We start from the raw sequence: 19,575 nt of genomic DNA on the forward strand, positions 1-19,575 counted from the left end.
CACAGCGCTCGGTCTCTCCGACCGAACCAAAGTAAAGGAGGATCGCCAAGACTGATACCGCTCATTGGGCCCAACCTGTCTAGTCAGATGGGACTAGACAGGTCGATGGCGGCGGCCGCCGAGGAGTCGGGCCGGTGAGGCCGGGTCCCGTACCCTGAGCGCATGTCTGGCACCCGGTTCGACGGCCTTCCCCGTGGCAAGGTCGCATCCCACCTCGGCGTGATGCTGCTCGTGGCGGTCGTGCTCGGCGTCGTCGTCTCCGGGCTGGCGATCCCGTTCGCCGGCGTCCTCGGCTTCTCGGCGCGCAACGTGTCCGAGTCCGTCGACGACCTGCCGCAGGAGCTCGAGACCGAGCAGCTGCCCCAGCGCACCGAGGTGCAGGACGCCGAGGGCAAGACGATCGCGACGCTCTACGACCAGAACCGCGTGAACGTCCCCCTGCGCCAGATCTCGCGCACCATGGTCGAGGCGATCGTGGCGATCGAGGACTTCCGCTTCTACCAGCACGGCGCGCTGGACCTGAAGGGCACGCTGCGCGCCCTGCTCACCAACCAGGCCTCGGGCGGGGTCGCCCAGGGCGGCTCGTCGATCACCCAGCAGCTGGTCAAGCTGACCCTGCTGAACCAGGCCGACACCGACGAGGAGCGCAAGGCCGCGACCGACGACACCTACGGCCGCAAGCTGCGCGAGCTGCGCTACGCGATCGCCCTCGAGAAGCGGCACAGCAAGGACTGGATCCTCGAGCGCTACCTCAACACGGCGTACTTCGGGGACGGCGCGTACGGCGTCCAGGCCGCTGCGCAGCACTTCTTCAACGTCAACGCCAAGGACCTCAACCTGCGCCAGGCGGCGCTGCTCGCCGGCCTGGTGCAGAGCCCCGAGGCCTACAACCCGACCAAGAACAAGGCCCAGGCGACGGTCCGCCGCAACATCGTGCTCGACCGGATGGCCCAGCTCAGCGTCATCACCGACGCGGACGCGGACCAGGCGAAGGACCGCAAGCTCGGCCTGCGCGTGCAGGAGCAGCCCAACGGCTGCGTGAACTCCGAGGCGCAGTTCTTCTGCGACTTCGTCGTGCGCTGGCTGATGACCGACCAGGCCCTCGGCGCGACCGAGCAGGAGCGCAAGCGGCTGATCTTCAACGGCGGCCTCACCATCAAGACCACCGTGGACCTGCGCTACCAGAAGGCCGCCAACGCGGCCGTGGCCTCCCACGTCTACAAGGACGACCAGGCCATCGGCGGCCTCGCGCTGATCGAGCCCGGGACCGGCAACGTCAAGGGCCTGGCCCAGTCGCGCCCGATGGGCAAGAAGAAGGGCCAGACCTTCCTCAACTACACCGTGCCGACCCGGTACGGCGACGCGGCCGGCTTCCAGCCCGGCTCGACGTTCAAGGCGTTCGTGCTCGCCTCGGCGATCAACCAGGACATCCCGCTCACCCAGCGCTTCCCCGCGCCGCAGACGCTGAGCGTCAACCTCGGCGACTTCACGACCTGCGACGGGCCCTACCAGAGCAGCGAGACCTGGAGCCCGAAGAACTCGACCAGCGCCTCGGCCGCCCCGAACCTGTACGAGGGCACCCAGAAGTCGGTCAACACCTTCTTCGTGAACCTCGAGAAGGCGACCGGTATCTGCGAGCCGTGGAAGCTGGCCCGCGAGATGGGCATCACCGAGCTGACCCCGGCCGCCCAGGTCCCGTCGTTCACCCTCGGCATCGCCGACGTGAGCCCGCTGGAGATGGCCGAGGCCTACGCCACCTTCGCCGCCCAGGGCCTGCACTGCGACGCCCGCCCCGTCACCGAGATCGCCGACGCGCAGGGCAACGTGCTGAAGAAGTACGAGAAGCAGTGCACCCAGGTGCTCGCCAGCCCGGTCGCCAACGCCGTCAACGACGTGCTGCGCGGCGTGGTCTCCTCGGGCGGCTTCGCCGCCGCCCAGTACCCGGGCCAGCCCGCGGCCGGCAAGACCGGTACGACCAGCGACAACAAGGCGGTCTGGTTCGTCGGCTACACGCCCAACCTCGCCGGTGCGGCGATGGTCGCCGGCGTGAACCCGGAGGGCCATCCCGAGTCGCTCGACGGCAAGGCCGTCGGCGGCCGCACCCTGTACTCGTCCTCCGGCTCGACCACCGCCGGACCGATCTGGGGTGACGCCTTCAAGGCCGTGGCCCCGCTGCTCGCCGACGTCGACTTCACCCGACCGTCCTCGACCGACGTGCGCGGCCTGCTGATCACGGTCCCGGCCGTGTCCGGGAGGTCGTACGACGCCGCGAAGGCCGACCTCGAGGGCCTCGGCTTCAACGTCGTCAACGGCGGCGTCGTCGACTCCGCCGTCGGCCGCGGCCTGGTCGCCTGGTCGGCCCCCGGCACCGGCGCCCGGCTCGCCTCCGGTGACACCGTCACGCTCTACGTCTCCAGCGGCACGCCGCCCAAGAAGAACAAGGGCAAGAAGAACAAGGGCCGCGGCAACGGCCGGGGCTGAGTCTGCTCCGCACCCCATGCGTTCTGGTCGCAGAGAGGCTCAGAACGCGACCAATTCGGATGGGGTGCGGCACACAGCCGGACGCCGTCAGCCGAGCTGGCGGCGTACCTCCGCGGCGACGGCCGCGCCGTCGGCCCGGCCCTTGACCTGCGGCTGGACGATGCCCATGACCTGGCCCATCGCCTTGGGGCCCGCGCCCGCTGCGCCGGCCTGCTCGACGGCGGCCGTGACGATCGCGGCGATCTCCTCGGGACCGAGCTGCTCGGGCAGGTAGTCCTGGATGACCGCAGCCTCGGCGCGCTCCTTGGCTGCGCTCTCGGGGCGGTCGCCCTCCTCGAACGCGACCGCGGCCTCGCGGCGCTTCTTGGCCTCGGCGGCCAGCACGGTGAGCACCTCGTCGTCGGTGAGCTCCTTGGCGACCTTCCCGGCGACCTCGGCGTTGGTCACCGCGGTCAGGATCATCCGCAGCGTCGAGGACCGGACGTCGTCTCGTGCCTTCATGGCGGTGGTGAGGTCGGTGCGCAGCTGGTCCTTGAGGGTGCTCATGCCTCGATTCTGCCTGCCGTGGGCGAGACTGGACGAATGGGATTCGGGAGGGGACTGCTCCGCACCGCCGGGGCCGGTGGTGCGCTCGGCGCGGCGGTGACGTCGTACGCGCTGTGGGAGGCACGCCAGTACACGCTGCGCCGGCTCGACCTGCGGGTGCTGCCCGCCGGGATGCGACCGCTGCGGGTGCTGCACCTCAGCGACCTCCACATGACGCCCGGCCAGACCCGCAAGCAGGAGTGGCTGCGCGACCTGGCCCGGCTGGAGCCGGACCTGGTCGTCGACACCGGCGACAACCTCGCCCACCGCGACGCGGTCCCGGTGGTGCTCGACAGCCTCGGCCCGCTGCTCGACCGGCCGGGCGTGTTCGTGCACGGCTCCAACGACTACTTCGAGCCCGGCTTCCGCAACCCCTTCGGGTACCTCCTCCCGGACGATGGAACCCGCCACACCGACGTCCCCCCGCTGCCGTGGCGCGACCTCACCGCCGGCTTCACCGGCGCCGGCTGGGTCGACCTCACCAACCGCCGCGATCGGCTCACGGTCGGCGAGACGGTGCTGGCCCTCGCCGGCGTCGACGACCCCCATCTGGAGTACGACGACCTGGCCGCCGTCGCCGGGCCTGCCGACGCGACAGCCGACCTGCGAGTCGCCGTCGCGCACGCGCCGTACGTGCGGGTGCTCGACCGGTTCGCCGCCGACGGGTACGACGCCATCCTGGCCGGGCACACCCACGGCGGCCAGGTCCGGCTGCCGTGGCCGGGCGGGTCCCGCGCGTACGCCACCAACTGCGACCTCGAGGCCGACCGCGCCCGCGGCCTGCACCGCCACCCTGCCGACTCCCGGCCCGGCGACCCGGGCTCGGCGTGGCTGCACGTGTCGGCCGGGCTCGGCACCAACCCCTACACCCGGGTCCGGATCGCCTGCCGGCCCGAGGCCACGCTGCTGACCCTGCAGCCCCGGTGAGCCCCGGCGGCGGGATGGAGGGTCATCCCGATTGCAGGTCGGGGCCCTTGCTCCGGTATGCTCCCGTGCTTGTGAGCCGGCCTCTTCGGAGCCGGGGATCGGCGGGCTGTGGCGCAGCTTGGTAGCGCGCCTCGTTCGGGACGAGGAGGCCGCAGGTTCAAATCCTGTCAGCCCGACAGATTCGAAGGGCGGATCCGGTGAGACCGGGTCCGCCCTTCGGTGTTTTTCACCGAACGCCCGTCGCCGTGTCGCCCTGCGGCCACCCGTCGCCCACCTGGGCGTTCGTGACACACTGCATGCCATGTCAGACGAGCAGGACAAGCTGAAGCTCAGCTTGGAGCCGCCCAAGCTGTTCGGGCGGAAGAAGAAGCCCGCGTTGCCGGCCGAGGCCCCCGCCCCGGCCGTTCAGAAGCGTGCCGCTCGTCCTGTCGTCGAGCCCGAGCCGGTCGCCGCCCCGGAGCCCGTCGTCGAGACCGAGCCGGTCGCCGCCCCGGAGCCCGTCGTCGAGACCGAGCCCGTCGTCGAGACCGAGCCCGTCGTCGAGACCGAGCCCGTCGTCGAGACCGAGGCCGTCGTCGAGGCCGAGCCCGTGACCGAGCCCGCCGTTGAGCCCGCCGTTGAGGTCGCGGCCGAGGTCGAGGCCGAGGTCGAGGCCGAGGTCGAGGCCGAGCCCGTCGTCGAGACCGAGCCCGTCGTCGAGACCGAGCCCATCGCCGAGCCCATCCCGAAGCCCACCCCGAAGCCCACCCCGAAGCCGGCCCCCAAGCCGGCCCCCAAGCCGGCCCCGTCCGCCGCCGTCGAGGTCGAGCCCGAGCCGGTGACCACCGCGGCCCTCGAGGACGCCGAGATCGCCGCGCTGGGCGAGGGCAGCCCGCTGCTGACCGTCTACCGGGCCGCGGCTCTCACCGGCCTCGTGGTCGGTGCGGCGATGGTCGTGCTGACCTGGCTGTCCCTGCGCGGCTGCGAGGCGGTCCGCGGCACGTCCTCGTGCGGCGGCGGCCCCGGGTTCCTGCTGCTCGTCGCCACGTTCGCGGTGTGCGTCCTGCTGGGCGGTCAGCTGCTGAAGGCGTTCGGCATCCCCGACCCCGGCAGCAGCAGCTTCCTGGCGGTCGGCCTGGTGGCCGTGGTCGCGCTGCTGTTCCTGATCGACCTGCTCGACCACTGGTCGACGCTGATCGTCGTCCCGGCGCTCAGCATCGCCGCGTACCTCGCCTCGGTATGGGTCACCAAGACGTTCGTCGACCCGTCCGAATAGCCGACATAACGCGATCCTGGACGACAAAACTCACGCTGGGACGAGGCAGTTTCCTCGTCCCAGCGTGAGTTTCACCGGCCGGCCGGTGAAACTCCCTCAGCGGGAGGCAGCGATCAGCTCCGCGATCTGGACCGTGTTGAGCGCGGCACCCTTGCGCAGGTTGTCGTTGGAGACGAACAGGGCGAGGCCGCGGTCGCCGTCGACGCCGGGGTCCTGGCGGATCCGGCCGACGTACGACGGGTCCTTGCCGGCCGCGGCGAGGGGGTTGGGGATGTCGGCGAGCTCGACGCCCGGGGCACCGGCCAGCAGCTCCCGCGCACGCTCGGGCGTCAGGGCCCGCTCGAACTCGGCGTTGATCGCCAGCGAGTGGCCGGTGAAGACCGGGACGCGGACGCACAGGCCCGAGACGCGCAGGTCAGGGATGCCGAGGATCTTGCGGGACTCGTTGCGGAGCTTCTGCTCCTCGTCGGTCTCGTTCAGGCCGTCGTCGACGAGGTTGCCGGCGAACGGCAGCACGTTGTAGGCGATCGTCCGCTTGTAGACGCTCGGCTCGGGGAATGCGACGGCCTCGCCGTCGTACGCCAGCTCCCGGGCCTTGTCGCCGGCCGCGGCGACGCCCGTGGCGAGCTCCTCGACGCCGGCGATGCCGGAGCCGGAGACGGCCTGGTACGTCGACGCGATCAGCCGGACCAGGCCGGCCTCCTCGTGCAGCGGCTTGAGCACCGGCATCGCGGCCATGGTGGTGCAGTTCGGGTTGGCGATGATGCCGCGCCCGGCCGCGATCACCTCGGCGGCCGCCTCCGGGTTGACCTCGGAGACGACCAGCGGGATCGCCGGGTCCTTGCGGAAGGCCGAGGAGTTGTCGACGACGATCACGCCGGCGTCGACGAACCGGGGCGCCAGGGCACGGGAGGCGGTGGCGCCGGCCGAGAAGAGCGCGACGTCGAGGCCGGTCGGGTCGGCGGTCTCGGCGTCCTCGACGACGACCTCGCGGTCGCCGAACTGCAGCACCTTGCCGGCCGAGCGGGCCGAGGAGAAGAAGCGGACCTGGTCGACCGGGAAGTTCCGCTCGAGCAGGATCTGGCGCATCGCGACGCCGACCTGGCCGGTCGCGCCGACGACTCCGATGTTGATGCCCATGGTGCTCAGCGCCCCGTTCCGCCGTACACGACGGCCTCGATCTCGTCCGACCCGAGGTCGAACGCCGCGTGGGCGGCGTTGACAGCCGCCTGAACCTGGGTCTCGGCCACCACGACCGAGACGCGGATCTCCGAGGTGGAGATCATCTCGATGTTGACGCCGGCCTCCGAGAGCGCCTCGAAGAAGCGCGCGGAGATGCCCGGCGAGGAGCTCATGCCGGCGCCCACGATGGACACCTTGCCGACGCTGTCGTCGTAGAGCAGGGCCTCGAAGCCGACCGACTCCTGCAGCCGCGAGAGCGCCGTCATCGCGGTCTGGCCCTCGCCGGCGGGCAGCGTGAAGGAGATGTCCGTCAGGCTGGTCGCCGCGGCCGACACGTTCTGCACGATCATGTCGATGTTGATCTGCGCCTCGGCGACGGCGCGGAAGATCGCGGCCGCCTCGCCCGGCTTGTCCGGGACGCCGACCACCGTGATCTTGGCCTGGCTGCGGTCGTGGGCGACGCCGGTGATGATCGCGGCTTCCATGGAACCCTCCTGGACTACATCCTCGGCCTTGACGACCCAGGTGCCCTCCTTGTCGGAGAAGGACGAGCGGACGTGAATGGGCATGTCGTAGCGGCGGGCGTACTCGACGCACCGCAGGTGCAGGATCTTGGCGCCCTGCGCGGCCATCTCGAGCGTCTCCTCGTACGAGATCCGCGGCACCTTGCGGGCGCGGGGCTCGATGCGGGGGTCGGCGGTGAAGATGCCGTCGACGTCGGAGTAGATCTCGCACACGTCGGCCTTGAGCGCGACGGCGAGCGCCACGGCGGTGGTGTCGGAGCCGCCGCGACCCAGCGTGGTGATGTCCTTGGTCGTCTGCGAGACGCCCTGGAAGCCGGCGACGATGGCGATCGCGCCCTCGCCGATGGCCGCCTCGATCCGGCCCGGCGTGACGTCGATGATCTTCGCCTTGCCGTGGGCGGCGTCGGTGATCACGCCGGCCTGCGACCCGGTGAACGAGCGCGCCTCGTGGCCGAGGTCGTGGATCGCCATGGCCAGCACGGCCATCGAGATCCGCTCACCGGCGGTGAGCAGCATGTCCAGCTCCCGGGCAGGCGGCAGCGGCGACACCTCGTTGGCGAGGTCGATCAGCTCGTCCGTCGTGTCCCCCATCGCCGAGACGACGACGACGACCTGGTGGCCGGCCTTCTTCGTGTTGACGATGCGCTGCGCGACGCGCTTGATCCCGGCGGCATCGGCGACCGACGAGCCGCCGTACTTCTGCACGACAATGCCCACGGGGGCTCACTCCTGGCGGTGGTCTCGGGGGAAGGGCGGGGCCAGGTCAGTGGTCGACGAGGCCACCCCCGATTCTACGAGAGCCCGCTAGGCGTTTTCCGCGCTGTCCAGCACGGCGGCCGCCGCCTCGACCAGCGCGAGCTCCTGGGTGGTGTCGAGGTCGACGTCGAGCCGGTCGTGGGCGACCACCGAGAGCAGCGCCTTCATCGCCGAACCCGCGAGCGCTCCCCACGAGGAGACGTAGGAGAACTGCCACCACCACAGCGCCTCCTCGACGTCGCCCGCCTCGTGGTGGCGCACCCCGACCGCGAGGTCGGCGGCGATGCTGGTGAGGTCGTCGGAGAGCAGGCCCTCGACGATCTCGGGCGCGTACGGGTCGAAGACGTAGCTGTAGGTGTCGAGGTTCCCGAGCAGCTTCGCCAGCTGGAGGCGCAGCTCGTCGAGGTCGGGGTCCGGGCCGTCGTCGGGCTGGTACTCGTCGCGCGGCGCGAAGTCGCGGTGCACGCCGAGCCGGGCGCCCGTCAGCGCGATCTGGCTGATCTGGAGCAGCAGCAGGGAGACGGCCTGCCCGCCCGTGGCCTGGGCCGCGACGACCCGCAGGCCGTCGAGGAAGGACCGCACCGACGCGGCGATGTCGTCGGCGAACCGCACGGTCTCGGTCTCGACCGCGATCAGCGCCTCGAGCGCGGCGAGGCCTGGGAGCTTCTCGGTGGCGGTGCTGTTGTCGCTCATGTTCCCGTTCATGTCGCTGTCTGCCTTCCCACGAATGCCCGGCCCAGGGTGACCTCGTCGGCGTACTCGAGGTCTCCTCCCACCGGAAGTCCACTGGCCAAACGCGTCACGCGCAACCCCAGGGGCCCGAGCATCCGCGTGAGGTACGTCGCGGTGGCCTCGCCCTCGAGGTTGGGGTCGGTGGCCAAGATCACCTCGGTGACGGTGCCATCGCCGAGCCGGGTGAGCAGCTCACGGATGTGGAGCTGCTCGGGCCCGATGCCGTCGATGGGCGAGATCGCCCCGCCCAGGACGTGGTAGCGGCCCCGGAACTCGCGGGTCCGCTCGATCGCCACGACGTCCTTGTACTCCTCGACCACGCACAGCACCGAGGGGTCCCGGCGCGGGTCACGACAGATCCGGCACTGGTCGTCCTCGGCGACGTTGAAGCAGACCGAGCAGAACTTCACCTTGTCCTTGACCTCGATCAGGACCTCGGCGAGGCGGCGGACGTCGGCCGGGTCGGCCTGCAGCAGGTGGAACGCGATCCGCTGGGCACTCTTCGGACCGACCCCGGGCAGGCGCCCGAGCTCGTCGATGAGGTCCTGGACGACGCCTTCGTACAAGGGTGTCGCCTCCGCTCAGAAGCCGAGCTGGCCGGGCGACGGCAGGCCGCCGCCCAGGTCCGGCATGCCGCCGGCCAGCGGGCCGAGCATCTGCTCGGCGAGCGTGTCGATCTTGGCCCGCGCGTCGCGGAACGCGGCGACGACCAGGTCGCCGAGGTCGGCGAGGGACTCGGCGTCGGTGCCGTCGATCGCGTCGGGGCTGATGGACACGGCGGTGAGGTCACCGGCCCCGGTGAGCGTGACGCTCACCGCGCCGCCGGCGACCGTGCCGTCGACCGTGGCCTCGGCTAGGCGCTGCTGGGCGTCTTGGAGCTGGTCCTGCATCTGCTGGGCCTGCTGGAGCAGGGCGCCCAGGTCGAGGCCACCGAGGCCGTCGCCACCGGCGAGGGCGTCGAAGGGGTTCTGGGTCATGGGGATGGTTCTCTTCTCTGTTCGTCAGGCTCTGGGGAACGACGGCGGCTAGCTGCCGCGGGGGATCTCCTCGATCATCTGGGCGCCCAGCTCGCGGGCGAGGAGCTCCGCGCTGGACTCGGCGTCGACCTCGCGGTCGTCGAGGTCGACCGCGGCGTCCGGGTCCTCCGGCGGCGCCTCCGCGGCGGCGTCGGCCTGGGCCTGGATGTCGGCGATCCGCTGCCGGCGCGCGCCGGGCTGCTCGGGCGGGGCGTCGGGCTCGGGGGGACCGTCCATCGGCGGCGGCTCACTCGCCCACGGCGGCGGGTCGTCGGGGGGCGCCATCGGGCCGGCCGGGGCCGGCGGCGCGTCCGGGACCGCGGCGGCCGGGGCGGGGGCGCTCGCCTGCGGGGGCGCAGTGACCTCGGGCCAGCCGTTGTCGGCGGCGGGAGCCGGGGCAGCGGGCGCGGCAGGGGCGGCGGGCGCCGGCTCGGGGGTCCGGGCGCCCGGGTTGGCCGCCGGGTCGACGATCGCCTCGATCCGGATGTCGGCACCGATCTCGTCGATCACCGCCTGCTGGACGATCTCGGCGTGGCCGCCGCTCTCGAACGAGCGGCGGGGGCCGTCGGCCTGGAACCCGAGGGTGAGCACCTTGCCGTTGAAGCCGACGACCTGGGAGTTCTGGGTGAGGTGGATCCAGGTGACCCGCTTGGCGCTCTTGACCCGGTCGATGACCGAGGGCCACAGCCGGCGTACGTCGACCAGGCTCAGGCCGCTCCCGGACCCGCCCGCCGGTGCCGCCGGCTCCGCGGCGGCCGGCTGGGGGGCCGGCGGCTGGGGCGCGACCGGCTGGGGCGCGACCGGCACCGGCTCGGCGACCGGCACCGGGGTCGGCACCGGGGTCGGCACCGGTTCGGGGGCCGGCTGGGCGGGTGCCGCGGTGCGGGCGTGCGGCACGGGAGCGGCCTCGGGCTCCTCGGCACGCTCGGGCGCGGCGCGCTCGGCACGCGAGGGCGCCAACCGGTCCTGGGCCGGCACGGCGGCGGCGGGGGCGGGCGCGGACTCCGCGGACGTCGTCCCGCTGATCGAGGCCCGGCGCTCGAGCCGGTCGAGGCGGGCGAGCACCCCCTCGGTCGTGTGGTCGGCAGCGGGGAGCAGGATCCGGGCGCAGATCAGCTCGAGCAGCAGTCGGGGCGCGGTGGCGCCGCGCATGTCGGTGAGGCCGGCGGCGACCAGGTCGGCGGCCCGGGTCAGCTCGGCGCGGCCGAAGGCGGCCGCCTGCGCGACGAGGCGGTCGGCCTGGTCGCCGGAGACGTCGAGCAGGCCGGACGCGGCGGCGTCGGGCACCGCGGAGATGATGACGAGGTCGCGCAGCCGGCGCAGCAGGTCCTCGGTGAAGCGGCGCGGGTCCTGCCCGGTCTCGATCACCTTGTCGACCACTCCGAAGACGGCCGAGCCGTCGCCCGCGGCGAACGCGGAGACCACGTCGTCGAGCAGGGTGTCGGGCGTGTAGCCGAGCAGGCCGCTGGCGAGGTCGTAGGTCACGCCCTGCGGGCCGGCCCCGCCGAGCAGCTGGTCGAGCACCGAGAGGGTGTCGCGCGCCGAGCCCGCGCCCGCCCGGACGACGAGCGGCAGCGCGGCGGGCTCGATGGTGACGCCCTCGCGCTCGCACAGCTCGGTGAGGTACGACGTCAGCAGGCGCGGCGGGATCAGCCGGAACGGGTAGTGGTGGGTGCGCGAGCGGATGGTCGGGATGACCTTCTCCGGCTCGGTCGTGGCGAAGATGAACCGCAGGTGGGGCGGCGGCTCCTCGACCAGCTTGAGCAGGGCGTTGAAGCCCTGCGTGGTGACCATGTGGGCCTCGTCGATGATGTAGACCTTGTAGCGGCTCTTCACCGGCGCGAAGAACGCCTTCTCACGCAGGTCGCGCGCGTCGTCGACACCACCGTGGGAGGCGGCGTCGATCTCGATCACGTCGATCGAGCCCGGGCCGTTGCGGGCCAGGTCGCGGCAGCTGTCGCACTCCCCGCACGGGTCGGAGATCGGCGCCTTCTCGCAGTTGAGCGCCCGGGCCAGGATCCGCGCGCTGGTCGTCTTGCCGCAGCCGCGCGGCCCGGAGAACAGGTAGGCGTGGTTGACCCGGTTGGCGGCGAGCGCGGCCCGCAGCGGCTCGGTGACGTGCTCCTGCCCGATGACCTCCGCGAAGGTCTCGGGCCGGTAGCGGCGGTAGAGCGCGAGCGGGGAGTCCACGCGGCTCACCCTAGTCGTTGGTCCCGACACCACCGGGGTCGCCACCGGGGCCGCCGTGGTCCTCGTGAGGACCGCGCGGCCCGGCCCTAGGGTGAGACGCGGATCACCGGGAGGACCACCACCATGACGACCACCACGACCACCACCACGACGACCACCACGACGACCACCACGACGACGATGGACCGGGACGCCGCACGTGCGTTCCAGAAGCGGATGGTCGGGGTGCGCGAGGACGCCGCCCTCGGCCTGCTCCTCGGCATCGGCGACGAGCTCGGGCTGCTCGACGCGCTGGCCCGCACCGGCCCCACGGACCCGGCCACGCTGGCGGCGGTCGCCGGCGTCGACGAGCGGTACCTGCGCGAGTGGCTGGACGGCATCGTCGCCGGCGACGTGGCGACCTACGACGCCGCCACCGGCCACTACGCGCTCCCCCGCGAGCGCGCCGCGTGCCTCACCTCGGCCGACGGTCCGGTCAACCTGGCGCGCAGCATGAAGATGCTGACCATGCTCGCCGGCGTCGAGCCCGAGCTGCGGGAGAAGTTCCGCCACGGAGGCGGCCTGGGCTACGACCGCTTCCCCCGGTTCCACGAGCTGATGGCCGCCGACGCCGCCGCCGTCCACGACGCCGGCCTGCTCGAGGTCGTCGTACCGACCGTCCCGGGGCTCCACGAGCGGCTGGTCGACGGGGCCGACGTGGCCGACGTCGGCTGCGGCTCCGGGCACGCCGTGAACCTGCTCGCGCGCGCCTACCCGGCCAGCCGGTTCGTCGGCTACGACCTCGGCGACGAGGCGATCGAGGCGGCACGCGCCCAGGCCGCCGCCTGGGGCCTGACCAACGCGAGCTTCGAGGTCCGCGACGTCGCGGCGCTGGGCGAGGAGGCGGCGTACGACGTCGTGACCGCCTTCGACGCGATCCACGACCAGGCGTTCCCCGACCGGGTGCTGGCCGGCATCGCCGCGGCGCTGCGCCCGGGCGGCACGTTCTTGATGGTCGACATCAAGGCCGAGTCCGGCGTCGAGAACAACCGGGGCCTGCCCTGGCTGACCTTCCTCTACACGCTCAGCCTGATGCACTGCATGACCGTGTCCCTGGCCCACGGGGGCGCCGGTCTCGGCACCGTGTGGGGTCGGCAGACCGCGGTGCGGATGCTCGAGGAGGCCGGCCTGGTCGACGTCGAGGTCCGCGAGGTCCGCAGCGACCCGTTCAACTACTTCTACCTCGCCCGCAGGGCCTGAGCGGCACCGGAGAAGCAAAGGCCCCCCACGTACCCGATAGAGCTCACTGACCCTTGCTGCCTTCCGGCCCTGGGGGAGTTGGGTGAGATACCGCCACGTGGGGGGTTGCCGACCACCTTAGAGGATGGGGCCGCGGACCCTCACATCAGCCTCACAGAAGGGCCGCGATGCCGGTGACGCTGTCGAGGACGTGGGTGTGCGGCTCGGCCTCGAGCGCCGCGCGGTCGAACGAGCCGGTGGTCACGCCGACCACGAAGCCTGCGCCCGCACGGGTGCCGGCGCCCAGGTCGTTGGGGGTGTCGCCGGCCGTGAGGACGCGGCGCACGTCGCTCACGCGGGTGGCCTCCATCGCCCGGAAGACGAGGTACGGCGCCGGCCGGCTCAGCGGCACCAGGTCGCTGGTGACGAGTGCGTCGACGGTCTCGCCGACCGTCCAGCCGAGCTGGTCGAGGATCGCGGCGGCGACCGGCGCGGAGTAGCCGGTCTGCAGGGCGACCCTGACCCCGGCGGAGCGCAGCGCGTCGAAGGTCTCGAGCACACCCGGGATCGGCGTCGGCGGGTGCTCGCGGTAGGCCTGGTCGATGTTGACGGTGAACAGCTCGAACACGGCGGCGACCCGTGCCGGCGAGGCATCCTCGCCGAGGTCGGTGAGGATGCCGGCGATCGCCTCCTCCTTCGAGGTGCCCTTCCAACGCTGGAGGACGTCGGCGGGGATCTCGCCCCCGGTCGCCTCGGCGACGGAGCGCTCGACCGCGAGGTAGACCAGCCCGCCCTCCTCCACGGTGGTGCCGGCCATGTCGAGGGCGGCCAGGTCGTAGGCGGGGTGGGTCACGAGGTCTCCTTGAGGATGCGCAGGTTGGGGAGCTGCCCGGCGGTGGTCGGCCGGGCGTTGTCGAAGGTGAAGGTGACGCGGCCGGGGATGTACCGGTCGTCGCCGTACTCCAACGGGCGGTCGTCGCTGGCGCGCGCGAGGCGGCGCTCACGCAGCAGCGGCGTGCCCACCGAGATGTCGAGGAGGCGGGCGTCGAGGTCGTCGGCGCCGACCGCGTCCATGGTGTGACGGGCGGTGGCCAGGTCGACCTCGGCGCCGAGGAGGTAGCGGTAGATCGAGCCCTCGTCGGGGTCGAAGCCGCCCTCGAAGAGCAGCCGGCCCACCTCGAGCACCCACGACGAGCGCTCGAGCATGACCGCCTCGCCGTCGAGGGTGCGCACCCGGAGCAGCTCGACGACCGGTGTGCCCTCCTCGACCTCCAGCTGGTGGGCGATCCGCGCGCTCGCAGGGCGGCGCGCGAGCTCGACGGTGCGCTGCCCGGGGCTGCGGCCCGCGCGCTCGGCCCAGGAGGTGAAGGAGAGCAGGTTCTCGAACGGCTGGCTCAGCGTCTTGTCGCGCACGACCGGTGACTTGCCCTGCCCCCCGCGGATCAGTCCGGCGGCGCGCAGGGTCGCGAGCGCGGCGCGGACGGTGCCGCGGGAGGTCCCGAACTCGGCGCACAGCTGGGCCTCCGACGGCAGCGGGGCCCCGGGCGCGAGGTCGCCGCTGAGGATGCGGTCGCGGAGCTCGGCGGAGATCCGGGCGTGCAACGGGTCGGCCATGCCGGCGAACCTACACTTGACCAGACAAGGGCGCGAGCGAACATCGGGTTAACCGTGTCGCCAGGAGTTCACCTCCAGCCGCGGACGGAGAAACACCGAGTGAACTTGTCCAGACAAGCGGCTCCAAGTCGTTGACACCCCTCTCCACGGCGAAGAACCTCGTGCCGTGCCCACCCCTTCCGCCGCCACCCGCACCGACCTCGCCGTGGTCGGCGCGGGCATCCTCGGACTCGCCCACGCCGCCCATGCCGTGCGCCGCGGGCTGGACGTGACCGTCGTCGAGCGCGACCACCGGCCGGTGGGTGCCTCGATCCGCAACTTCGGCCACGTCTGCACCACCCCCCAGGCCGGCCGGGCCCGCGAGTACGCCCTGCTCGCCCGCGAGGAGTGGCTGCGCCTCGGCGAGCTCGCCGGCTTCGAGGTGCAGCGCGCCGGCACCGTCGTGGTCGCCCGCTCGGCCACCGAGCTCGCCGTCCTCGAGGAGCTCGCCGCCAGCCGCGGCACCGACGAGGTCTCCCTGCTCACCCCCCAGGGCGTGCGCGACCACTTCCCCGCCGCCACCGACGAGGTCGTCGGGGGCGCCCACCTGCCCCGGGACCTCCGGGTGTGCCCCACCGAGGCGGTGCCGGCCCTCGCCGCCTGGCTCGAGGAGCGCGGCGTCGACTTCTGGTGGAACACCCACGTCGGCGCGATCACCCCGTGCGCCGTGCACACCTCGCGCGGCGACATCACCGCGCCGTACGTCGTGCACGCGACCGGGCACGACCTCGACCGGCTCTTCCCCGACCTGGCCGACGCGTACGACGTGCGCCGCTGCCGCCTCCAGATGCTCGAGGTCGCGCCGCCCGGCGACGTCCGGATCCGACCGGCGCTCCTCACCGGGACCAGCCTGCTGCGCTACGCCGCCTTCGTCGAGCAGCCGTCGGCCGCGACCCTGCGGCGGGAGGTCGAGGCGACCCACCCCGAGCTGCTGGAGGTCGTCATGAACCTGATGCTGACCCAGCGCCCCGACGGCTCGATCGTCCTCGGCGACACCCACCACTACGACCGCACCCACCTGCCCTTCGACGACGAGGACGTCGCGGGCCTGGTGCTGCGGGAAGGGGCCCGGCTCTTCGGCGCCGAGCTCAGCGTCCGGCGGAGGTGGCGCGGCGTCTACGCCGACTCGCCCTCGACGGACTTCGTCATCGCTGCTCCGCACCCGGGCGTCCGGGCGGTCACGGTGACCTCGGGAATCGGCATGACCACCGGTCTGGGCCTCGCTGCGTCGGTCCTCGACGAGCTGCTCTGAGCCAGACACCTCCTCCACCCATCCCCCCACCAGCCAGGAGCTCCACCCATGCGCACCATCCGCACGCTCGGCGCCGCCTCCGGCGTCCTCGCCCTCGCCCTCACCCTCGCCGCCTGCGGCGACGGCGGCGACGGCGGCGACACCGACGCGAAGAGCGACACCTCCCCCGCCTCCAGCGCCGTCGAGGTCTGCCCCGACGGGACCCTCACCATGGGCGTGGAGCCCTACGAGGACCCGGCGAAGCTGATCCCCGCCTACCAGGCCCTCGTCGACGGCCTCGGCAAGGAGCTCGGCTGCACGATCGAGCTCGAGGTCTCCGACACCTACGTCGCCGAGATCCTCGCGATGCAGAACGGCGAGCTCGACCTCGGCCAGTTCGGCCCGCTCGGCTTCGTCTTCGCCAACCAGCAGGCCGGCGCGACCGCGCTCGCGGCGTTCGCCGACGAGACCGGCGAGGCCGCGTCGTACACCGGCGGGATCTGGGTGCCCAAGGACTCGGCGATCAAGACCATCGAGGACCTCGCGGGCCACACGCTCGCCCTGTCCGAGTCGGGCTCGACCTCCGGCGACGCGGTCCCGCGCAAGGCGCTGATCGACGCCGGGATCGACAAGGACGTCGACGCGCAGTACGCCGGCGGCCACACCGAGGCCCTCCAGGCGCTGGTCAACGGCCAGGTCGACGCCGCCGAGATCAACAGCCAGACCCTCGCCTCGGCGATCGCCGAGGGCGCCTTCGACGAGTCACAGTTCGTCCAGGTCTGGAAGTCCGACCCGATCCTCAACGACCCGATCACCGCGGGCCCGAACATGACCCCCGAGGTCGCGGCCAAGGTCCAGGAGGCGCTCCTCGCCCTGCCGTCGGACACCGTCGCCGAGATCGGCGGCTACCTCGACTTCACCCCGCCCGCCGACGGCGCGATGGTCAAGGTCTCCAACGACGACTACCAGCCGCTGTTCGACCTGGCCGACACCCTCGGCCTGACCACGGACGACCTCTGATGCCCCGGCTGACCACCTCTGCTCGGCAGCTCGACACGATCGACCGGGGAGCGCCCATGCTGCAGATCGACGGCCTCACCAAGCGGTACGGCGCGACGTCGGTCCTCGACGGCTTCGCGATGAGCGTCGCCGCGGGCGAGGTGGTCAGCCTGCTCGGAGCCAACGGCTCCGGGAAGTCCACGTCACTGCGCTGCGTCGTCGGCCTCAGCAGGCCCGACGGCGGCACGATCACCGTCGACGGCGTGCCCGCCGTCGACGGCCGGCCGATCCCGGACGTCGCCATGGTCTTCCAGCGGATCCATCTCGTGCCGCGGCGCTCGGTCATCGACAACGTCTGCGCCGGTGCGCTGGGCCGGCTCGACCTCGCCCGGTCCTGGTCGACGCTCGGCTTCCCCGCCGAGCTGCGGGAGGAGGCGATGGCCTGCCTGCACCGGGTCGGCCTCGCCGACCGCGCCACCGAGAAGGCCGGGCGGCTCTCCGGGGGCCAGCAGCAGCGAGTCGCCGTGGCGCGGGCGCTGTGCCAGCGCGCCAAGGTGCTGCTCGCCGACGAGCCGGTCTCGGCCCTGGACCCGGCCGCCGCCGAGCAGGTGATGCGCCTGCTCCGCTCCCTGGCCGACGAGGACGGCATCGCCGTCGCCGCCGTGCTCCACCAGCCGGACCTCGCCCGTCGTCACAGCGACCGGATGATCGGCCTGATGCACGGGCGCTCGGCCTTCGACCTGCCTGCCGGCGCGGTGGACGACGCCACGATCGAGGCGCTCTACCGGCCCGACGCCGAGGCGGAGCGGTGACCCTCGCCCCCCTGCGGGAGCCGTCGACGCCGGAGCGTCGTACCGCTCCGCGCCGCGTCTCCCAGCGCACGCTCGCGATCGGCGGCACCGTGGCCGCGGGCCTGCTCGCCGTCCACTGGTACGCCTGGACGCAGACCGAGTTCTCCCTCACCGCGCTCGCCGAGGGCTGGCAGGGCATCTGGCACTTCCTGTTCGGGCGCGACCAGACCTACCCCAACGGCCACCACGTCACGACCGAGGGCGCGTTCCCGATCGACACGTCGTGGGGCGAGACGATCAGGCCAGGCATCGGCTACTGCCTGCTCACGGTCTGCATCGGCCTGATGGGGACGACCCTCTCGATCCCGGCGTCGCTCGTCTTCGCCGTCCTCGGCTCCCGGACGACGAACCGCTTCCCGCCGCTGTTCTGGCTGGCCCGCGCGGTGATGTCGGTCCTGCGCGCGGTGCCCGAGACCGTCTATGCCCTCATGTTCATCGCGGCCGTCGGCTTCGGTGCCTTCCCGGGCGTCATCGCGCTCGCCATCCACAACGTGGCCGTGATGGGCAAGCTGTGGTCCGAGGCGATGGACGAGGCCGACCAGGGCCCGGTCGAGGCGCTGCGGAGCGCGGGCGCGTCGAGCTACCAGACCGCCGTGCACGCCGTGCTGCCGACGGTGATGCCGTCCTTGCTCGGTCTGCTGCTCTACCGCTTCGACACGAACGTCCGCAGCTCGGTCATCCTCGGCACCGTCGGCGCCGGCGGCATCGGCTTCTACATCAAGCAGTCGGTGTCCGGCTTCCGGTTCGACACGATGATGACCTACGTGTGCCAGGTCGTCGTGCTGGTCATCCTCATCGACCTCCTCAGCGTGTGGCTGCGCAAGCGCCTGGCCCTCACGTGACCCCCACGCCGCGGCTGCCCGGCGACGACCACGTGCACAGCCAGTGGTCGTGGGACACGACCGCCGGCGACATGAACGCGGCCTGCGCACGCGCCGTGCGTCTCGGACTGCCCTCGATCGCGTTCACCGAGCACGTCGACCACACGGCCTGGGCCGTCGACGACGTCGCAGCGCTCCCGCAGGACTGGACCCGCCACGGCGTGGTCGAGGGGACGCTGCGCCCGCCACCCTTCGACGTCGAGGGCTACCTCGCCTCCGTCGAGCGCTGCCGGGCGCGGTACCCGTCCCTGACCGTCCTGACCGGCGTCGAGCTCGGCGAGCCGCACTGGCACGCTCCCGCCGTCTCGGCGCTGCTCTCCTCCGGCTCCTTCGCGCGGGTCCTGGCCTCCGTGCACTCCGCTCCTGTCGCGGCCGGGCACGTCGACTCCAGCCAGCACTACGCGCACGTCCCGCCCGCTGCGGTGGTCGAGGGCTACCTCGACGAGGTCGCGCGCCTCGTCACGTCGTACGACGACTTCCAGGTCCTCGCCCACCTCGACTACCCGCTGCGCGCCTGGCCGCAGCACGTGCCCTTCGACGCGCACGACTTCGGCGAGCACTACCGCCACGTGCTCACCCTCCTGCGTGAGCGCGGCAAGGTCCTCGAGGTCAACACCCGGCTCCCGATGCCGCGGATCCTGCTCCAGTGGTGGCACGAGCTCGGCGGCGAGGCGATCAGCTTCGCCTCCGACGCCCACCGGCCCGAGCTGGTCGCCTCCGGCTTCCGCGACGCCGTGGCGATGGCCGAGCTGGTCGGCTTCCGCGCGCCCGCCGACCCGCTGGCCTTCTGGCACCGCTGAGGCCGGGACCCCGGGGAGCCCGCGCGTCCGGGGCATTCAGCGCAGCAGGCTGAGCACCGTCAGCGCGACGGGGGCGAGCATCGCGACGAGCAGCACCCAGGCGACCAGCCGGTGGGAGCGCTTCGTCCCGTCGAGCGACCCCGCGAGCTCGAGCAGGGCGCCGTCGGGGACCAGGCTGTTGAGTCCCATCCGCCGCGCGTCGGCGGGCAGGTGCTCCTCGGGAGCCCACGGCTCCAGATCGTCGCCCCGCGCGGTCATGGACGGATCCTACGTCCGCGCGGGGCTGACCGGCGG

At 72.6% G+C, this 19,575-nt stretch carries 19 protein-coding genes, 1 tRNA gene and 1 other RNA gene; 10 read left to right on the forward strand and 11 right to left on the reverse strand.

The genetic code is table 11. From position 1 onward, the window contains the following. Positions 1-162: 162 nt before the first annotated feature. Positions 163-2,481, forward strand: a complete 2,319-nt coding sequence (locus KU893_RS16350; RefSeq protein ID WP_218235448.1) for a transglycosylase domain-containing protein — start codon at positions 163-165, stop codon at positions 2,479-2,481. Between the two features lie 87 nt (positions 2,482-2,568). Here KU893_RS16350 and KU893_RS16355 read toward each other — a convergent pair whose 3' ends face one another. After that, positions 2,569-3,027 carry a GatB/YqeY domain-containing protein gene (locus KU893_RS16355; RefSeq protein WP_218235449.1) on the reverse strand — a complete coding sequence of 153 codons (459 nt, stop codon included), beginning with the start codon at positions 3,025-3,027 and terminating at the stop codon, positions 2,569-2,571. 36 nt (positions 3,028-3,063) lie between these two features. Between KU893_RS16355 and KU893_RS16360 the strand changes: the two genes are divergently transcribed. From KU893_RS16360 to KU893_RS16370, 3 genes are all read left to right on the forward strand, one after another. Continuing rightward, on the forward strand, positions 3,064-3,993 hold the full coding sequence (locus KU893_RS16360; protein WP_218235450.1) for a metallophosphoesterase: 930 nt from the start codon (positions 3,064-3,066) through the stop codon (positions 3,991-3,993). A gap of 102 nt (positions 3,994-4,095) precedes the next feature. Continuing rightward, positions 4,096-4,169, forward strand: a tRNA-Pro gene (locus KU893_RS16365). 125 nt (positions 4,170-4,294) lie between these two features. Beyond that, on the forward strand, positions 4,295-5,248 hold the full coding sequence (locus tag KU893_RS16370) for a hypothetical protein (RefSeq protein ID WP_218235451.1): 954 nt from the start codon (positions 4,295-4,297) through the stop codon (positions 5,246-5,248). Between the two features lie 96 nt (positions 5,249-5,344). Here the strand turns inward: KU893_RS16370 and KU893_RS16375 are convergent, their stop codons facing one another. The 6 genes from KU893_RS16375 to KU893_RS16400 form a co-directional block, all read right to left on the reverse strand. Beyond that, on the reverse strand, positions 5,345-6,388 hold the full coding sequence (locus KU893_RS16375; RefSeq protein WP_218235452.1) for an aspartate-semialdehyde dehydrogenase: 1,044 nt from the start codon (positions 6,386-6,388) through the stop codon (positions 5,345-5,347). A 5-nt stretch (positions 6,389-6,393) separates the two neighbouring features. Beyond that, positions 6,394-7,671, reverse strand: a complete 1,278-nt coding sequence (locus KU893_RS16380) for an aspartate kinase (protein WP_218235453.1) — start codon at positions 7,669-7,671, stop codon at positions 6,394-6,396. 87 nt (positions 7,672-7,758) lie between these two features. Next, positions 7,759-8,403 carry a DUF5063 domain-containing protein gene (locus KU893_RS16385; RefSeq protein ID WP_218235454.1) on the reverse strand — a complete coding sequence of 215 codons (645 nt, stop codon included), beginning with the start codon at positions 8,401-8,403 and terminating at the stop codon, positions 7,759-7,761. Between the two features lie 8 nt (positions 8,404-8,411). Further along, entirely contained in the window at positions 8,412-9,008 is a 597-nt protein-coding gene (gene recR / locus KU893_RS16390; RefSeq protein ID WP_218235455.1) for a recombination mediator RecR, read from the reverse strand. Between the two features lie 15 nt (positions 9,009-9,023). Next, on the reverse strand, positions 9,024-9,419 hold the full coding sequence (locus tag KU893_RS16395; RefSeq protein ID WP_218235456.1) for a YbaB/EbfC family nucleoid-associated protein: 396 nt from the start codon (positions 9,417-9,419) through the stop codon (positions 9,024-9,026). Positions 9,420-9,467: 48 nt separating this feature from the next. Then, a complete protein-coding gene (locus tag KU893_RS16400; RefSeq protein WP_218235457.1) occupies positions 9,468-11,648 on the reverse strand; it encodes a DNA polymerase III subunit gamma and tau in 2,181 nt (726 codons plus the stop codon). A gap of 123 nt (positions 11,649-11,771) precedes the next feature. On the opposite strand from KU893_RS16400, the gene KU893_RS16405 reads away from it, so the two are divergent. Further along, entirely contained in the window at positions 11,772-12,887 is a 1,116-nt protein-coding gene (locus tag KU893_RS16405; RefSeq protein WP_218235458.1) for a class I SAM-dependent methyltransferase, read from the forward strand. Positions 12,888-12,903: 16 nt separating this feature from the next. Here the strand turns inward: KU893_RS16405 and ffs are convergent. The 3 genes from ffs to KU893_RS16420 all read right to left on the reverse strand — a co-directional run bounded on the left by ffs (position 12,904) and on the right by KU893_RS16420 (position 14,480). After that, positions 12,904-12,994: signal recognition particle sRNA small type (gene ffs / locus KU893_RS16410), an RNA gene on the reverse strand. Positions 12,995-13,038: 44 nt separating this feature from the next. Continuing rightward, positions 13,039-13,719, reverse strand: a complete 681-nt coding sequence (locus KU893_RS16415) for a phosphonatase-like hydrolase (RefSeq protein ID WP_257441382.1) — start codon at positions 13,717-13,719, stop codon at positions 13,039-13,041. After that, on the reverse strand, positions 13,716-14,480 hold the full coding sequence (locus KU893_RS16420; protein WP_218235459.1) for a GntR family transcriptional regulator: 765 nt from the start codon (positions 14,478-14,480) through the stop codon (positions 13,716-13,718). The genes KU893_RS16415 and KU893_RS16420 overlap by 4 nt, the downstream gene beginning before the upstream one ends. A 166-nt stretch (positions 14,481-14,646) precedes the next feature. Here KU893_RS16420 and KU893_RS16425 point away from each other — a divergent pair, with 166 nt between their 5' ends. From KU893_RS16425 to KU893_RS16445, 5 genes are read left to right on the forward strand one after another with little or no spacing between them, the layout of a single operon-like run. Next, entirely contained in the window at positions 14,647-15,771 is a 1,125-nt protein-coding gene (locus KU893_RS16425) for a TIGR03364 family FAD-dependent oxidoreductase (protein ID WP_218235460.1), read from the forward strand. 48 nt (positions 15,772-15,819) lie between these two features. Beyond that, positions 15,820-16,770 (forward strand): phosphate/phosphite/phosphonate ABC transporter substrate-binding protein, encoded by a 951-nt coding sequence (locus KU893_RS16430; protein ID WP_218235461.1) that lies wholly within the window; start codon positions 15,820-15,822, stop codon positions 16,768-16,770. Positions 16,771-16,826: 56 nt separating this feature from the next. Then, entirely contained in the window at positions 16,827-17,561 is a 735-nt protein-coding gene (locus KU893_RS16435; RefSeq protein WP_246592745.1) for a phosphonate ABC transporter ATP-binding protein, read from the forward strand. Then, positions 17,558-18,442 carry a phosphonate ABC transporter, permease protein PhnE gene (gene phnE, locus KU893_RS16440; RefSeq protein ID WP_257441381.1) on the forward strand — a complete coding sequence of 295 codons (885 nt, stop codon included), beginning with the start codon at positions 17,558-17,560 and terminating at the stop codon, positions 18,440-18,442. The genes KU893_RS16435 and phnE overlap by 4 nt, the downstream gene beginning before the upstream one ends. After that, positions 18,439-19,281: a PHP domain-containing protein gene (locus KU893_RS16445; protein ID WP_218235463.1), complete on the forward strand. Its 843-nt coding sequence runs from the start codon at positions 18,439-18,441 to the stop codon at positions 19,279-19,281. The genes phnE and KU893_RS16445 overlap by 4 nt, the downstream gene beginning before the upstream one ends. A 36-nt stretch (positions 19,282-19,317) precedes the next feature. On the opposite strand, the gene KU893_RS16450 is transcribed toward KU893_RS16445, so the two are convergent. Next, a complete protein-coding gene (locus tag KU893_RS16450; protein WP_218235464.1) occupies positions 19,318-19,539 on the reverse strand; it encodes a hypothetical protein in 222 nt (73 codons plus the stop codon). Positions 19,540-19,575 lie beyond the last annotated feature (36 nt).

Origin of the sequence: Nocardioides daeguensis (genome assembly GCF_019192965.1) — a bacterium.
GTDB classification, from domain to species: Bacteria; Actinomycetota; Actinomycetes; order Propionibacteriales; family Nocardioidaceae; genus Nocardioides; species Nocardioides daeguensis.

What these genes read in the sequence shown, in the direction of transcription:
- KU893_RS16420 (WP_218235459.1), bottom strand. Translation starts at nt 14,480, where the DNA reads ATGGCCGACCCGTTGCACGCCCGGATCTCCGCCGAGCTCCGCGACCGC.
- KU893_RS16360 (WP_218235450.1), top strand. Translation starts at nt 3,064, where the DNA reads ATGGGATTCGGGAGGGGACTGCTCCGCACCGCCGGGGCCGGTGGTGCG.
- KU893_RS16405 (WP_218235458.1), top strand. Translation starts at nt 11,772, where the DNA reads ATGACGACCACCACGACCACCACCACGACGACCACCACGACGACCACC.
- KU893_RS16375 (WP_218235452.1), bottom strand. Translation starts at nt 6,388, where the DNA reads ATGGGCATCAACATCGGAGTCGTCGGCGCGACCGGCCAGGTCGGCGTC.
- KU893_RS16385 (WP_218235454.1), bottom strand. Translation starts at nt 8,403, where the DNA reads ATGAGCGACAACAGCACCGCCACCGAGAAGCTCCCAGGCCTCGCCGCG.
- KU893_RS16370 (WP_218235451.1), top strand. Translation starts at nt 4,295, where the DNA reads ATGTCAGACGAGCAGGACAAGCTGAAGCTCAGCTTGGAGCCGCCCAAG.
- KU893_RS16395 (WP_218235456.1), bottom strand. Translation starts at nt 9,419, where the DNA reads ATGACCCAGAACCCCTTCGACGCCCTCGCCGGTGGCGACGGCCTCGGT.
- KU893_RS16450 (WP_218235464.1), bottom strand. Translation starts at nt 19,539, where the DNA reads ATGACCGCGCGGGGCGACGATCTGGAGCCGTGGGCTCCCGAGGAGCAC.
- KU893_RS16435 (WP_246592745.1), top strand. Translation starts at nt 16,827, where the DNA reads ATGCTGCAGATCGACGGCCTCACCAAGCGGTACGGCGCGACGTCGGTC.
- KU893_RS16355 (WP_218235449.1), bottom strand. Translation starts at nt 3,027, where the DNA reads ATGAGCACCCTCAAGGACCAGCTGCGCACCGACCTCACCACCGCCATG.
- KU893_RS16350 (WP_218235448.1), top strand. Translation starts at nt 163, where the DNA reads ATGTCTGGCACCCGGTTCGACGGCCTTCCCCGTGGCAAGGTCGCATCC.
- KU893_RS16430 (WP_218235461.1), top strand. Translation starts at nt 15,820, where the DNA reads ATGCGCACCATCCGCACGCTCGGCGCCGCCTCCGGCGTCCTCGCCCTC.